Here is a 15,853-nt window from a genome sequence, read left to right as displayed (position 1 = left end):
GATTCTCCTTCCTGCTGCAGGCGATTAATGCCGAATCGCACATCCGCACTGCGACATTTCGCCCGGCACATGTTTGCCGTGATGTGAATGGCGCACCTGCAATTCGCCCTGCTGCCAGGCGTTACTGGTATCGGCACGGTTTTCCAGTAAACGATTCAGCGCTTCGGCCACCAGCAAATCCCTTCGCTGCGCCCAACTGGTGAGATGCCAGGTTGACGCGCGCGCCTCATCGACATCATCAAAACCCACCACCGCAACATGTGCGCCTTGCGCGAAGTCGCGCACCGCTTGTAACGCGCCGAACGCCAGCACATCACTTTCGCAAAACAGCGCATTGATGCGCTCGGCAGCGCGCGTTTTCTTCAAGTACGCCATCATTGCCTGATAAGCCAGTTCGCGATCGTTGCCACCGGCAGAGAGCTCGATATTCAGTTCTTTCTGTTCAGCTTGCAGGCTAGCGACAAAACCGTCCATCTGGCGCGCCGGCGCGCTATTTTCCTGACTGTGCATAAAGCCGAAACGTTGATGACCTTGCGACAGCAGCAGCAGTCCCATCTCTTCGCCTGCGTCATAACCATCCGCAATCACAACGTTAGCATCCGCGCTGGCGCTGTGGCTGAGATGAACCGTTGCCGTCTGCGGCAGAATCTCGGCCGACACACTCAATTCATCGCTAAACAGCGAAGTCAGAAAAACCAAGCCGCCGACAGGAAGTTGCGCCGCATTACGCAGCGCGCTTTGAAAACTTTCGCGGGAATTCGCATTCAGCAGCAGCGTAATAAAACCACGCTCATTCAACTGGCGCGTGACTTCATTAAGCAGCTTTACGGTGTTGGGATTGATGAACTCATCGCTGACAATGCCGACGATATTAGAATTAACGGCCATGAAATGACTCTCCTGCAACTTAGCGTGCGGTAATTATTGTAGGTAACAAAGTTAAGCATTCCACGTTACCCGAATAATCCGCGAGCGCCAATCGCTGGCCGTTGTTCCTAAGATGAATTTGTTAACGACGCGTCAGCGCCAGGCGCACGCCTAAACCGATAAAGGTGATGCCCACCACACGATCAAGCAATTTCTGCAACATCACATTGCGCGACACCGCGCTAGCCGCGCTGCCAGCAACCAGAGCAAATATCACGTCAGTCATTAAACCCACAACCGCATACGTCAGGCCGAGCAACAGAAACGAGCTGGCATGATGATCGCCATCAACTACCACGAATTGTGGAAAGAAGGAGATGAAAAACAGCAATACTTTTGGATTGGTAATCGATGTAATAAAACCGCGAATTAATAAGCTGCGCGTATTAGAGCGTGGAATTTCAGCCTGCGGTGTTTTCTCTTCTTCACGGCTAAAAAAAGTTCCCCACACCATTTTACTGCCCAGATAAATTAAATACGCCGCACCGATATATTTAATCACCGTAAATAACAGTGGCGAAGCGGTAATTAGCGCCGTCAAACCGACGGCGCTGGCAATGGCATGCGTGCAACTTCCTAGCGCTACGCCACTCGCTGATATCACACCGCTACGTCGTCCATTCGCTACGCTTTGTCCTACGACATAAGCTAAATCCGGTCCCGGTGTAATACACAGCAGAAATACGGATGCGAGGAAAAGCGGAAAGTGCGTGATATCCAGCATAGTGACTCCTTGTGAAAGGTGAATAATTCCAGCGCCTATCGTAGCGGCGCAATTAATTGCACACAATAGAAGTAAGAGACACACAATGATTAAAAAAATAGCGCAATAAATCGCGTAGGCCGATCAATTAAGTACCGCATCAAATCACCGTACATTTTGTAGCGGCGCGAATTACCGCGCAATAAATTGCGCCGCTACGGTTCACTGCAGTTGCAAATGCTCAACTACGCCTCCAGCAAAATCGCGAATCCACCATAGATCATACGCTTACCATCGAACGGCATATTCTCGCCCATCTCTTTCATACGCGGATCGGACATCATTTTGGCATTGGCGGCGTCACGTACTTCCTGCGATGGGTATTCGATCCAGCTGAACACCACCGTTTCGCCCTCTTCGGCTTTTACCGCGCGATAAAAATCGGTCTGCGCGCCTTCGGGAACATCGTCTGCCCAGCACTCGACAACACGCGTGGCGCCAAACTCTTTAAACAGCGGTGCGGCTTTAGCCGCCATGGCACGATAATCCTCCTTATTAGCCTCCGGCACCGCTACAACAAAACCATCTACATACGACATAGCTCGTTACTCCGTCGTCATTTGCGCGGTCAGTAATAACCGCGCATTAATTGTATAAATGATGTGCAAGCTGAGCCGAAACAGAGATGAAAATTTGCGCGCTTACTCGCAGATTCTGCGCGCGCCAGACGATTTACGTTACACTGACGCCTTTGATCGTTACGTCACCGAGAAATCTATGCGCATCACCATTGAACCGGCCGATCAGCCGTTTATTCACCGTTTGTTGGGTGAAGAGATTGAGAGTATTGACACCGCATCCACCGATGCCACCTTATTACAGCAGGCGCTACACAGCGCACGACAGCAGAAGAATCACGAAGCCGACCTCGACTGGCGCCGCAACGCGCTGTTTCTGCTACTGTTTGTATTTTTATATGCCGCACTCGGTGCGTCGTTAACGCTGGATCTCACGCCGCAGGCATCGAGCCATAAAAGCCTCGCTTACGCGCTGGAAGCGGTGCCGGTACTGATTGCTTTTTCTGGTTTATTCATCTCGCTGCTGTACGTATTTCTGACTCGCAGTGGCGCTCGACGCTTGCGTAATTGGGAACAGGGAATATTTGTGCTGGAGAAATACAGCGGCGCGAATTTCAGTCGGCAAATTAATGAAATGGGATCACGCACCACTGATTATTCGCAATCGGCAATTAACGTTGCGCTAGCGCTGTATATTTGTGTGACCTGGGTGGTGATGTATAACTATTTCACGTTCACCACCAGCGGCGTGATTGGCAGCGTGATTTCACTGTTCATCACCACCATGACCTACGTGATTCTGGATATTCAGTTGCTGAAATCCAATTCATCCATCGCTATTGATGAACCGCTGATTCCAGTTGAAGACGAAAAAGAGAAGCCATAAGGATCTCAATGTGCGACATCCCTGTCGCACATATTTCGCTAAAGTTCTTCGCCGTTGCTGGCGATGACCCGGCGATACCAGTCAAAACTCTTTTTCTTCGAGCGGGAAAAATCTCCGCTACCATCATCGTTTTTATTTACGTAAATAAAACCATAGCGCTTGCTGTATTGGCCGGTGGTGAAAGATACGCAGTCAATACATCCCCAAGGGGTATATCCCATAAGATCGACGCCATCTTCGGTCACGGCTTTCTTCATTTGTTCAATATGCTCCCGCAGATAATCGATGCGGTAGTCATCATTGATCTCGCCCTTTTCATCCATTTTGTCGATGGCACCAAAACCGTTTTCCACCACGAACAGCGGCTTTTCGTAACGCTCATAAAGAATATTCAGCACATAACGCAGCCCAACCGGATCGATCTGCCAGCCCCAATCTGAAGCTTTAACGTGCGGATTCGGTACGCTGCCCTCAAAGCCTGAAAGCGCCGTCCCGCTGCCGGCATTTTCTTTACTGACCGCATTACTCATGTAATAGCTCAGCCCGATATAATCGGCACAGCCTTCCCGCAGGATCTGCGCATCATCGGCTTCCATTGCAATGTGGTATCCCTTGCGTTGCCATTCATTGAGAATATAAGCCGGATAATGACCGCGCATGTGCACGTCACTGAATAGGAATCGCTCCCTCATCGCTTCCTGAGCATACATCACGTCATCCGGATGACAGGAAAACGGATAGAGCGGCACCATGGCGATCATGCAGCCAATTTGTAGTGCAGGATTAATTTCATGTCCCAACTTCACCACTTGAGCACTCGCCACAAATTGATGGTGCAGAACCTGATACATGCACTCTTCAGGATTAGGCTCGTGGGTAAAAATGACGCCCGAGCAGCAATAACCAAACAGCGGGGTTTTCCAGTTGCGCTGATTATTAATTTCGTTGAAGGTCATCCAGTATTTTACTTTGTGCTGGAAACGATTAATGACCACCGCGCTGAAGTGGACAAAGAAGTCCAAAACTTTTCTATTTTTCCAGCCGCCATATTCGGTTACCAGGAAGTTTGGCATCTCAAAATGGGACAGCGTAATTACCGGTTCAATCCCGTATTTCAGCAGCTCATCGAATAGCGCATCGTAAAAATGCAACCCCTCTTCGTTCGGCTCGGCTTCATCGCCGCGTGGAAAAATACGCGACCAGGCAATTGAGGTGCGGAAGCAGCGGAAGCCCATTTCTGCCAACAGCGCGATATCCTCAGGATAGCGATGGTAAAAGTCTGATGCCTCGTGATTGGCATAAAAGCAGTCATCCTGAATGTCGGCGGTGATGACGCGATCAACACCGTGCGCCCCGCTGGTCAGGACATCGACTATGCTCGGGCCTTTACCGCCTTTATCCCAGGCTCCCTCGACCTGATGAGCGGCAACAGCACCGCCCCACATGAAATTTTCTGGAAATTGCTTATTCATAATCTGTATCTCTATTTATCAGAGGGTGCCAGGCTGCGGCACAGAGCGAACGTCAGGTTGGCTGTTTTCTTTGAATCCCGCGACCCAGGAGAAAACCATGCCCAATATGAAGGCGACGAATATGGATACCAGGAAGCCGAGGAACTGCGTCATGTGCCCCTCTTTAAAGAACACCGGCAGGACGGCAATGCCGGGAATGCAGTAACTCCATGAAACCGCGTTGAAAGCCCCGGCGATCATGCCGCCGGCAGCGCCCGCCAGGCAGCCACAAATCATCGGTCGTTTAAGACGCAGAGCCACACCGTAAATGGCGGGTTCAGTGATGCCGAACAGCGCCGTTACACCCGCAGAAAGCGCCATGCGCTTAAGCTCAGCGTCTTTCGCCTTCAGGTATACGCCCAGCACCGCGCCCGCCATACCGAATACCGCGGAGGCTTGCAGACCGGTAAAGGTGTCGTAGCCCAGGGTGGCATAGTTACCGACGGTCACTGGCGTGATGCCCCAATGCACGCCCAAGGTAACCAGTGGCATCCACAAGGCACCAACCACAAATCCGGCAATGGCAGGGCTGAGATGATAAAGGGTGTTGTAGACGCCACCGATGGCGCCGCCGATCATATTGCCGATCGGGCCAAATGCCAGAAGCGTGAACGGAACCATGATGGCGAGGCAGAACATGGGCGTGAACAGGTTGCGTATCACCATCGGAAGCAGGCGCTCGAAGAAACGCTGTACATACGACATGCCCCACACCATCAAAATAATGGGGATTACCGACGAGGTGTAACTCAAATACTCTACCGGCAGCCCCATAAAGGTCAGCGGCGCGGCATCAAGCGGAATGCCAGCGATCTGCACCATTACCTTTGAAATCTCGGGATTTTCAACCGCGCCCTTCATCAAAGCCTGCACTGCGGGATCGGCTGAGTTGGCGGTGAGGATTTTGTTGGCCGTCAACATATTCAGGTAATCCGGCGACACCAGCGCGCAGGCGGAGATAACCGCTGTGAACGGATTGACGTTGAATTTTTTGGCGGCGGTAAACGCAACCATCACGGGCAGGAAGGTAAAGCCGGTCCACGAAACGAAGTTAAGGATGCGATAAGTGCCGCTTGCCGGATCCATTAGGTCGATGGCGGTCAGCAGCGAAATGATGCCCTGCAGCACACCGCAGGCTGCCAGTGGATAGAGAAAAGGCGCAAATATGCTGGAGATGATATCCATAATGCGGCTAACGATACCGATATTAGGCTGTGGTACCGCTGCACTTTCGTCGAAAGTGAGTAGATTCTGCACTTCGCGGTAAGCATCACCAACGTGATTACCAATCACCACCTGCATCTGGCCGCTGGCCTGCATCGCGGTGATAACGCCTTTTACCCGCTTTAGTGATTCAACCTCGACCAGAGAATAATCTTTCAGCACAAACCTCAGACGTGTAGCGCAATGTGTCACACTTATCACATTATTATCGCTACCTATCAGTCTAACGATCTCTTTCGCAGAATCCGCATAATCTATTGCCATGGTTTTCTTCCATTGCCAGAGGGAATTCAGCCCGTCAGGAGCGGACTAATTCCGGCAATGTTAGAAAATCATCCCGGCAATGTCACGAGGTCACAATATGTTATAACGGGTCGCTAATTACAAAAATGTCACACCGCGTGACATATCGCTCACATTATTCACCACCAGCTTTCTGCCTATCGATTCAAGAATAAAAATGACCGGAACCTGAGTGGTAATATCGTATTCGCTTTCTATCAAAATGCGAGAAACATGGTAAGGAACAATAAAGTCAGAAAGTTTTGCCAGTGTTGAATCCGGGTTACAGGTAATAGAAATTACTTTGCACTTGTGAATAACAAACTGCCTGGCAAGCTTCAATATTTCGGGAGTTTCGCCAGAGACAGAAAGTACGATAGCCACTGAACTCTGCACCATATCGGTACTCACCGGATAATAGGGATCATCAATGTGATTACTGAACTTGCCTACATTAGAGAAGAAACGCGCACCATACCTGCCAAGCGTGCCAGAGCTGCCTGCGCCAGCAAAGAACACCCGTTCGGCATCACGAATGTATTGAGCCGCCTGGTTGATCATCTCATCAAATTCATCGTTTCTGATGCTTTTAAAAAAGGTCAATATTTCCTCAGCTCCATGAGGAATCAGTAATGTGCTATTTTTGTTCAGGTGCAACTTCATACTCGCTTTGAGTTCTGAGTAACCTTTGAAATCCATTTTTTTACAGAATCTCAGAACAGTCGCGGTAGATACGCCACAATTATCAGCTAGCTCTCTTATCGTCATATAAATAACGGCATTAATGTTTTTAATAATGTAATTATGCACGCTGCTTTCGAGGGCATTTAAGGTTGATAGTTTTCTGGCGTTAAACATCTATTCAAACATCCTGACGATTCAATTATGACGCTTATCATGTCACAAACCGTGACATCTGAGGGATGTTTAACGAGTAAACCCGCGCGGCAAACCAAAAGAAATTGTATTAATTGTGATAGCTCGCACAATTTGGATCAAGCATGGCGGAATGCATATTAGTTTTCCAGCGCAGTAAGGATCGTCGCTTCCATTTTTTCTGGTTTGGTGATCGGTGCAAATCGCTTGATCGGTTTGCCGTCACGCCCGATCAGAAACTTAGTAAAGTTCCATTTGATCCGCCCGCCCAACACACCGGGTAATTCGGCTTTCAGGTAGCGAAATACGGGGTGCGTTGCGGCGCCGTTAACCTCGACTTTCTCGAACATCGGGAAGCTCACACCGTAGTTGATGAGGCAGGTCTGCGCGATATCATCTGCTCCGCCAGGTTCCTGCTTGCCAAACTGATTGCAGGGGAAACCCAATATCATCAGCCCATTGTCCGCGTACTTCTTGTAGAGCGCTTCAAGGCCTGCATATTGAGGAGTAAATCCACAATGGCTGGCGGTATTCACCACCAGAACCAGCTTCCCGGCGTAATCGGCCATAGAGATGGGCTGGCCTCGCAAGCTGATGGCATTAAGTTGATGAAAGGTGGTCATGTATCAATCCTCAGAGCAGAATCAGTTCGGCATTAAAGACGGTGCTTTAATCAGCGGCCTCTGCGCCTTATTCTATGATTAAAGCGCCTGTGATTCATGTTAGACGTGATGTGTGAAACGTCATGACTACCGCACCAAGAAGTAATAAACCACTCAAGCCGAAAGCACTTTGCCAACCCAGACTGTCGAAAATTAAACCCCCAACGGTTGATCCAAGCGCAATGGAGAGTTGGATGACAGCAACCATCAGACCACCACCTGCCTCTGCATCTTCGGGTAGCGTCCGCGCGAGCCATGTCCACCATCCGGTTGGCGCGGATGTCGCAAGCATTCCCCACAGGCTCAGCAAAACGGCAACAATCCACATGCTGTGGCCAAACAAAAGTAACGTACCGGCAATCGCTGACATAAGCAGTGGTATCAAGATTAATGTCGAATAAAACCTTGAGTTCAGGAAGGTCGAAACAAACGTTGTGCCGATAAAACCTGCTGCGCCTATAGCAAGTAAAATCCAGGACAGGCCAGGCGCGCTCACTCTGGTCACGTTCTCCAGAAACGGTCGCACGTAGGTAAATAAGGAAAACTGCCCCATAAAGAAGAGTCCGCAAGCCAACAGCCCCATTGATACGATAGAGGCTCTGAAAAGACCAAGCACCGATCCCTGTGGCTTGCGCGCATTATCGCTTTCCATCGAAGGCAGGCTGAGGCATTGCCAGATGAACGCAACTATCGCAAGCGGTACCAGACATAAAAAGGCACCCCGCCATCCGACAGTCGCCCCCAGGTAGCTACCCAGCGGTGCCGCCACAACGGTGGCCAGCGCGTTCCCGCCGTTAAAAGTCGCCAGCGCGCGGGTAACCTTGTGCTGCGGTACCAGCCGAATGGCTGTTGCGGCCGACATTGACCAGAATCCACCGATGACGATTCCAATCAACGCTCTCCCGAGCATATAAACCGAATAACTGGCCGCCAGCGCGACAATGATTGCCGATACCGCCATCAAAATCGTTAGTCCCAGCAGAAGATATTTCCGATTCAGGTCCCCGGCAATGCGGGAGATAGTCAGGCTGGTAATCACCGCCAGCGCGCCAGAGATGGCAATTCCCTGTCCTGCCAGTCCTTCCGTGACATGCAAGTCGCGGGCAATAGGTGTTAGCAGACTGACCGGCATAAATTCAGAAGCGATCAATACAAAAACGCAGAGCGTCATGGCAAAAACGCCCCCCCAATACGACTGAGTTTTATGGTGAGAGGATTTAATATTTACTGTGGACATTATCAACTACTCTTCAAATCGATCCGACCTGATTCAGGCGAAAGTGGGAGATGCGCTTTTCAGGGAATAACATCATCATTTCACTGCGTTACATCAGGCGAGTTAATGCCTAATGCTCGTCAGTTAAGACATGAAAACCCGTAATTACCGAGAGCACGCATTGTAGCGGCGCAATTCATTGCGCGATAAATCGCGCCGCTACAAAAGGTGCGGCGATTTGATACGGCGCTTAACTGAACGGCATCAGGGGAGTTAATGCCAGCCGTGAAGTAGAGGTGGCATGGTAAATGCAAATTATTTCAAAAAGTTACCTTAAATTTGATTTGAAAAATTGTTCAAACTTAGCAAACGGGATCTTTCCAGCCACGTTGTCATATAAGTCCACATGATTTGCCCCGGGAATAATCACCAGCTCTTTCTTTTTACTCCCGATCGCCTTAAAAGCGTCTTCAGCAAAATAACGTGAATGGGCTTTTTCACCGGTCACAACAAGCGCAGGGATAGTGATTTCATTTGCATAACTCAGCAGCGGCATATTCATAAATGACAGTGGCATTGTTGCATTCCATGCGCCGGTTGAGTTGACCGAACGCGCATGGAAACCGCGTGGCATGCGGTAATAATCAAAGAATTCTTTCAAGACTGGATTTGGATTAGCGGGTAACGTTTCCGGCAGAATACGCTCAGAAGCGCTGACTTTACCTTTTTCGTCAACATCAATGTCGTGACCACCGGGCGCGAAAGTGCCGTTTTCCGCATCCTTCCAGCGCTGCGCGTTCAGATACTGCAACACAGCACGACGATCGGCGCTGGTGTAACGATCTTTGCCATCGCCTACGCCGTGGCCCATCGCGCGGCTCATGTCATACATCACGCTGGTTGCTACTGCTTTAACGCGCGTATCCATCGCAGCGTCGTTTAATGCCATGCCGCCCAGACCGCAAATACCGAGCAGCCCGATATGGTCGCGGTCCACCTCATTTTGCAGACCTAAGAAATCAATTGCCGCGCTGAAATCCTCAGTATTGATATCCGGAGACGCCACATTACGCGGGTAGCCGCCACTTTCGCCCGTATATGAAGGGTCAAACGCAAGGGTGACAAATCCCTTTTCAGCCAGCGTTTGTGCGTACAGGCCGCTGGATTGTTCTTTGACTGCACCGAAGGGCCCGCTGATGGCAATGGCTGCCAGCTTGCGCTCGCCGCGATCCTTTGGAAGATAAAGATCCCCAACTAAAGTGATCCCATAGCGGTTCTGAAAGGTAACCTTACGGTGATCAACTTTCGTACTTTCAGCAAAGGTTTTATCCCAATTTTTGACCAGCGAAATAGGTGCGTTCGGATTGCTGGTATCAGCATAACTCATCGTTATAACTCCACTTAATGATGCGCATAGCAGCATTGCAGGTAACACTGCTGTCAATTTTTTAGTGAAAACAGTCATTAAAATCCTCCTGAATAAACATCAAAGAGGCAGGTTTCATACCGACAACGCTGCTGTGCTTTGTTGCAATGTGCACATTCTAGTTAGCAGCATGCGTTCTGATTAGAGGGGAATTTTTGCTAAGATTAATATCAAATTGTTCCAAATAACGATGTAGTCATAAGGGCGAGATGATGGCAAAACGGGAAAACTACAACGATCTCTACCTGTTCATGCTGGTGGTGCGCGAGGGGAGTTTTACCGCTGCGGCGAAACGCCTTGGCCTGGCACAATCAGGTATCAGTCGTTCAGTGCGTGAACTTGAAGAAAGACTGGGCGTTCAACTCATTGTTCGCACCACGCGCAGATTATCGCTCACCCATGCCGGTGAGCAGCTTTATCTAACCGTTGAGTCAGGATTCGATGCTTTAGATATGGGGCTCGCTAAGCTGGCCCACTATCGCCAGACCCCATCCGGTACTGTGCGTATCAATGCCAGCCAGCACGCGATAGATAAAGTACTCCTGCCAAAACTTGCGGTATTCAAACAACGCTATCCCGATATCAGACTGGAGCTCATCAGCGAAAGCCGGTTTGTGGATATCATTGCGGAGAGATTCGATGCGGGTGTACGTCTGGGGCCGGAGGTTGGCAGCGGCATGATCGCTGTACGCATTTCGCCCGACATGGAGATGGCCGTTGTCGGTACGCCAGAACACTTTCGTCGCTACGGCTTTCCGCAGATCCCCGCAGATTTGGCCGTTCATCCCTGCATCGCTTATCAGTTAGGCGATGGCAGCCTTTATGCCTGGGAACTTCATCAGGATGGCAAAAAAATCACCCATAGGCCGCAAGGGCAATGGGTTTTTGCTGACAGCTATATGGAAGCGAAAGCCGCTACTCTCGGGCTCGGGCTGGCTTATGTCCCGGAAGAGCTGGTTTCTGAGGATCTGGAACAAGGAAAGCTGATCAGGGTTCTGCAACGGCACAGCCAACGTCTGGAAGCTTCATTTCTCTATTATCCGCATCGCAATGTGTCACCCGCTTTGCGCGCGGTTATTGATACATTGAGAATTTAAAAGGTTTTCAATGGAAAATATGTATACCTGCCAATATCATCATCTCTCTCATTCGCCCACTGTTAATTAATCCTGAAGTAAATAAAGGCTTCTTAGCAACCTGAAACTTTAATCAGCATTGGCACTCTCCCTCCCGACGTTTTCTGGAAATCGATTAAACACCAGCAAATACACGTATTTTTGCTGTTTGGCCGTGCATAATTTGACATGTTGGGAAGCGGCGCAAAAAGCAGATTTTGCTCTGGTATCAACAGTCTGAATAATCAAGATGAATTCAGAGCTTATCTGAAAAACCATAGCCTTACATAACCCAAATATTCTTTTATCCTCTCAATAACGAGGACATTTAAATTAATTCTGTTAATTTTTTGCACTCGCCAGCAGGGGGAAGAATGAAGATTATCGTCGGTGGAAACGGCTACCCAGAAAAGAGAAACATCATTACAGACCCTGCAAATCGCTATCTGGATTACCGTCCCAGAAATATCTGGACCTGGATCAACGTTATAAGGCGGCGCTTATTGCATAAAAATAAACTCTTTATTTTTCGACCGCTGCCCCTGATGTCTTCAGGTGATGCGGACATTATCCACCTTTTTAACGAAGTTTCTTCGGGGCCAGGCGACTGGGTAGCGACCTTTGAAACCGAACTGCCCCGTGTTCTTCCCGTTGAGGGAATACCCAAATTTGCCAACCCCGAGCTGGCGCGGGAACTCCGGTACGTCTGCTCTCCGCGCTGCAAAGGTATCATCGCTATCTCAGAAGCCACACGACAGATCCAACTGCGGCTGCTGGAACATTTCCCCAGGGAGCAGGCTATCATTGGGCCCAAACTGCACGTACTGCATCCCCCGCAACCGGTACTGCAGGAAAAAATTGCTCTGGTTGAAAAAGGTCCGCTGAATTTTACCTTCGTGGGCAAGGAGTTCTATCGCAAAGGAGGGGCAGAAGTTGTACTAGCCTTTAGCCAGTTATTAAGGGAAAACCTGATAAGTGTGAACGACGTACGCGTAAATCTGGTAGGTGATCCTGGCAGAACGCATAACGTGGCTCACCAGGCGTTCCAGGATGATGACGCATTTAGAAGAAACGTGGAGGACACACTTCGTGAATGCCCCCTATTCCAGCACCATACGTCGCTGACCAACGACGCGGTACTGGCGTTGATTAAGACCTCTGATGTCGGGCTGCTGCCCACATGGCAGGAGACATACGGCTTTTCCGTTCTGGAAATGCAGGCCTGCGGCTGCCCGGTAATAACGACGAATGTCAGAGCCTTGCCGGAAATCAATCCGGAAAATGCCGGCTGGCTGATTCGCTGCCCCCTGAATCCGATGTTGGAGCTGACGGTGGCATCAGTAAGTGACAAAACCTCTCTGAGAAGTGCCATCATATCTCAGCTTAAAACCTATATATTGCAAATTATCAGCGATAGAAAAATCGTATCAGAGCGTGCTAAAAATTCGTTAGCGCGAATATGTCTGGAACACGATCCAATATTATTTAGAAAGCGACTCAATACGATATATATGGGTGTGAAGACCGAATAAAATAAAAGGCTTATCTAATCGGGTACCGTCCTTCTACTCGGTATTAGCATCCAGTCAGGTATGTGACAGTTGCGCTCGGGCATCAGGTGAGCTAAGTAAAGCGGCAGCCGTCGTAGTCAAGCCGGCTATACGAAACATGATTGTCCCTGAGGTCACGTGACGCATCACGCCGAAATCTATAATTTTATTTCAGGGGATAATAGCGATGTGGATAGGGTATCAACCGAGTAAATAGCGAAGAAATAGTGGGCTAATCTGTTTCCAGTTAATAACCGTAGTGCACAGCATCAGCGCTAATGATGTTTGTCACATTTATTGAGTCGCTATAAGCTTTTGCGCTATATGAAGAGATAGCGAATTTTATCTAGCTCGTGACTAAAATTTCTCTTGGTTACGTCATAAGCGCGCCATTATAAATAATTTTGGTTAGTGATAGGTCATGGTAAAAGACGCCGTGGCGCTCAACGATCCTGAGCGTGCATTGGTTGAGGTCATGTAATACGCGGCCTTGAAGGGAATATTGACGACCTCTCCTGGCGAGGTCGTCGTGCCGTATTTAATAAGCTTGCCGAACTGAACGGGCACATCGTCATACTTAAGCTGAATGCCCAAACCTTTTGCTGTCGAGCTACTGTTTAATCCCAAGACTCCGTTGGCAGGATCGGCAAGCGGGCTGACGTTATCCAGCGTCACATTTACTGCGGTCTGTTCGCTACAAATAAGCGGTATGGAAAACGTTACCGGATTTTGGATGCTGCCCACGCCAGTAAACTTCGGCATCAGCGCAATTCCCATATTAATATTCAAATTACTATCCCCAATTTGACAGGATGCGGTGCTGATATTGATTGGCGAAAATATATATTTATAAAGCGGCAGGCGAGTAATGTTATTACTGACCGGCGTACTGTATTCCATATTTAGCGTCAGCGCGGGTATTGAGCCCGTCGCCGGGGTGGTACTCGTTTTGATCAGCTCAAAGGTATCCGTGAACGTTGATACGCCATTCTGAAGGATCCCTCGCCTCCAGCTCGCGTTATTGAGGTTCAATCTGGTGATAAATTCGCTGGTTCCGGTTGTGCTGGAAAAGTTTTTCCACCGGATGCCAATGCCCTGGACCTCCGTTGCCCGTACGTTGGCCAGCGGCGAGGCGCCATAATCCGCATTCGTCCCCGATAGCTGAATAAACCACGAGCCATCATATCCAATGACCTGACCCTCAGGGTCACATTGCATGGCATTACTCGTGGTTATCGTGGCTAATACCGTCCCGACGGGCGCATCCCGCTGAACGATAATATTGTTATCAAAGTTGACCGCTACGTCATTTGCAGAACACAGCGCAAAGGCATTCAGTGAGATGGCGCTACCCATCGCAGCCATCGAGATTTTAAATACGGTGGACATCTTATGTTCCTTCATTTAAGCAAGGCGCAGGCCTTCTCTCGCAAGAGTAATAATGCGAATCAAGGCAATGAGAAATTTAGCGACATACTGCAGTAGTACGTTGGATTTTACCCGGTAACGCGTTTAGGGTTATTTTGGCGCGGCAGGTTTTCGCTCCCCACTGTACCGTAATGCCGTCACCGTCGTTCAGACCGCTCATATAAACCTCGCCATCGCTTCCCACAATGCTCATCGCATCGCTTTCGTTGAGCTTTGCCGTCGCGCCAAAAGGCACAGGCGAATTCTGATACATCAGCGTTATTAGGGCGCGCCGCCCCGTTCGCGTATTGAACGTAGCGCGCACCACCGCGCCGCGCGTAGGCACAACGTTGACCACCGACTCGGCCACATCCACGTCTGCCCCCAGCGAACCCGTGTCTAATGCAATACGGTTTTCCTGATAGGCACTGGCATAAGGCACCACGGCGTACCCGCGCGAGTCCGTTTTAACGCCGGGGTTATTGCGCACCCTCACGCCGGATGCGCCCTGTGCCTCCAGTAGCACTACGGTATCTCCTAACGGCTGAGAGAACGTCACGCCATGCTCATGGCCGATAATCCCCCCCTGTAGGCCGAAATTAAGCTGACTGTTCTGTAGGCTTTGGTTGTAGCCGGCGCTCACGGTGCCGTGGCCGCCCTTGTAGGTTCCACTCAGCGAGCTTCTCGATTCACCGCCCGACGAGGTATAGCCCTGCTGGACCATGTAGCTCAGGTTATTATCGTCGAGCGCGGTGCCGCTCAGCCCCACCTGGTGCGTTTCAGGACCGTTTTTTTGCATATTCACGCTGTAGCTGGCCCAGCTTTGCGATAGCCATTTGCTCAGGGGAACCTGCAGGCTAAAGGCTATAATCTGGTCCTTACGGTCTTTGCCTGGCGTTTCGCTATAGGTGTAGCCGAGTGAATAATTGATATCGCTGATACTGGTGTTAAAGCCGGTACTGACGTTGCGTTCATAGCCCCGTTTGCTCCAGTAGTCCTGCTGGTAAGCCGCAATATAAAAATTTCCCCAACTTTGCAGCGACTGACTAAGGTTGAGCTGCAGTCGGCTTCGCTTGTTGTAGCGCTGGCTGCTGAATTCATTCACCTCCTGGAAGGTATAAAACCCTTCCGTGGAGTAGCGATAGCTGGCGAGCGTCACGGTGGTATCGGTCGCGGCCACCGTTTTTGAATATTGCACACGATACGACTGTCCCCGGCTGCGCCGGTTTTTCTCATCAACGAGTTGGCTCTCGGCAGCGGTGATGTCTGCCGAGAGCGAACCTATATCGCCAAAGCTAAGGCCGGTACCGAATACACCTGACGCATAGTTGCTTGCCCCCAGGACGCCGCCGTACAGCGTGAGATTATTGTTGAGGCCATAGGCGAGCGTGCCCAGACCGAATGAAGGCGTTAGCGCGCCATGCTTCGTGGTTCGGTATTCACCTACGCTCAGCGCATACTTTATGCGCCCTTCCCGCAGCATGACGGGA

The 15,853-nt window shown here is 50.1% G+C and carries 14 protein-coding genes; 3 read left to right on the top strand and 11 right to left on the bottom strand.

The window, feature by feature from the left end; genetic code table 11:
• Nucleotides 1-24: 24 nt before the first annotated feature.
• The 3 genes from K5Y33_RS10515 to K5Y33_RS10505 all read right to left on the bottom strand — a co-directional run bounded on the left by K5Y33_RS10515 (nt 25) and on the right by K5Y33_RS10505 (nt 2,229).
• Complete coding sequence (locus K5Y33_RS10515) at nt 25-888, bottom strand: substrate-binding domain-containing protein (protein ID WP_217548363.1); 864 nt, start codon at nt 886-888, stop codon at nt 25-27.
• Between the two features lie 121 nt (nt 889-1,009).
• Entirely contained in the window at nt 1,010-1,651 is a 642-nt protein-coding gene (locus tag K5Y33_RS10510; protein WP_101761587.1) for a LysE family translocator, read from the bottom strand.
• A gap of 224 nt (nt 1,652-1,875) precedes the next feature.
• The gene (locus tag K5Y33_RS10505) at nt 1,876-2,229 is read right to left on the bottom strand and encodes a DUF1428 domain-containing protein (RefSeq protein ID WP_101761588.1); all 354 of its coding nucleotides are present in this window, start codon (nt 2,227-2,229) and stop codon (nt 1,876-1,878) included.
• A gap of 178 nt (nt 2,230-2,407) precedes the next feature.
• Between K5Y33_RS10505 and K5Y33_RS10500 the strand changes: the two genes are divergently transcribed.
• Nucleotides 2,408-3,094, top strand: coding sequence for a hypothetical protein (locus tag K5Y33_RS10500; protein ID WP_217548553.1), 687 nt, complete (start codon nt 2,408-2,410; stop codon nt 3,092-3,094).
• 38 nt (nt 3,095-3,132) lie between these two features.
• On the opposite strand, the gene K5Y33_RS10495 is transcribed toward K5Y33_RS10500, so the two are convergent.
• The 6 genes from K5Y33_RS10495 to K5Y33_RS10470 all read right to left on the bottom strand — a co-directional run bounded on the left by K5Y33_RS10495 (nt 3,133) and on the right by K5Y33_RS10470 (nt 10,330).
• Nucleotides 3,133-4,566, bottom strand: coding sequence for a 6-phospho-beta-glucosidase (locus K5Y33_RS10495; RefSeq protein WP_222233880.1), 1,434 nt, complete (start codon nt 4,564-4,566; stop codon nt 3,133-3,135).
• Between the two features lie 18 nt (nt 4,567-4,584).
• Complete coding sequence (locus K5Y33_RS10490) at nt 4,585-6,093, bottom strand: PTS transporter subunit EIIC (protein ID WP_222233879.1); 1,509 nt, start codon at nt 6,091-6,093, stop codon at nt 4,585-4,587.
• Nucleotides 6,094-6,210: 117 nt separating this feature from the next.
• Nucleotides 6,211-6,969 carry a MurR/RpiR family transcriptional regulator gene (locus tag K5Y33_RS10485; RefSeq protein WP_222233878.1) on the bottom strand — a complete coding sequence of 253 codons (759 nt, stop codon included), beginning with the start codon at nt 6,967-6,969 and terminating at the stop codon, nt 6,211-6,213.
• A gap of 158 nt (nt 6,970-7,127) precedes the next feature.
• A complete protein-coding gene (locus K5Y33_RS10480; protein ID WP_101761592.1) occupies nt 7,128-7,610 on the bottom strand; it encodes a glutathione peroxidase in 483 nt (160 codons plus the stop codon).
• A gap of 94 nt (nt 7,611-7,704) precedes the next feature.
• Entirely contained in the window at nt 7,705-8,886 is a 1,182-nt protein-coding gene (locus K5Y33_RS10475; protein ID WP_222233877.1) for an MFS transporter, read from the bottom strand.
• Nucleotides 8,887-9,193: 307 nt separating this feature from the next.
• Nucleotides 9,194-10,330: an alpha/beta hydrolase gene (locus K5Y33_RS10470; protein ID WP_222233876.1), complete on the bottom strand. Its 1,137-nt coding sequence runs from the start codon at nt 10,328-10,330 to the stop codon at nt 9,194-9,196.
• A gap of 173 nt (nt 10,331-10,503) precedes the next feature.
• Here K5Y33_RS10470 and K5Y33_RS10465 point away from each other — a divergent pair, with 173 nt between their 5' ends.
• Both K5Y33_RS10465 and K5Y33_RS10460 read left to right on the top strand, forming a co-directional pair.
• The gene (locus tag K5Y33_RS10465; protein WP_110866803.1) at nt 10,504-11,388 is read left to right on the top strand and encodes a LysR family transcriptional regulator; all 885 of its coding nucleotides are present in this window, start codon (nt 10,504-10,506) and stop codon (nt 11,386-11,388) included.
• A gap of 392 nt (nt 11,389-11,780) precedes the next feature.
• Nucleotides 11,781-12,938, top strand: a complete 1,158-nt coding sequence (locus tag K5Y33_RS10460; RefSeq protein ID WP_222233875.1) for a glycosyltransferase — start codon at nt 11,781-11,783, stop codon at nt 12,936-12,938.
• Nucleotides 12,939-13,364: 426 nt separating this feature from the next.
• Here K5Y33_RS10460 and K5Y33_RS10455 read toward each other — a convergent pair whose 3' ends face one another.
• The gene (locus K5Y33_RS10455) at nt 13,365-14,345 is read right to left on the bottom strand and encodes a fimbrial protein (protein WP_255610290.1); all 981 of its coding nucleotides are present in this window, start codon (nt 14,343-14,345) and stop codon (nt 13,365-13,367) included.
• Between the two features lie 76 nt (nt 14,346-14,421).
• Nucleotides 14,422-15,853: fimbria/pilus outer membrane usher protein (locus K5Y33_RS10450; RefSeq protein ID WP_222233873.1), on the bottom strand; the 1,432-nt coding region annotated here is incomplete at its 5' end.

Origin of the sequence: Pantoea sp. DY-17 (assembly GCF_019795975.1) — a bacterium.
Lineage (GTDB): Bacteria > Pseudomonadota > Gammaproteobacteria > Enterobacterales > Enterobacteriaceae > Pantoea > Pantoea leporis.
This window is presented reverse-complemented; position numbering and strand designations above follow the sequence as displayed.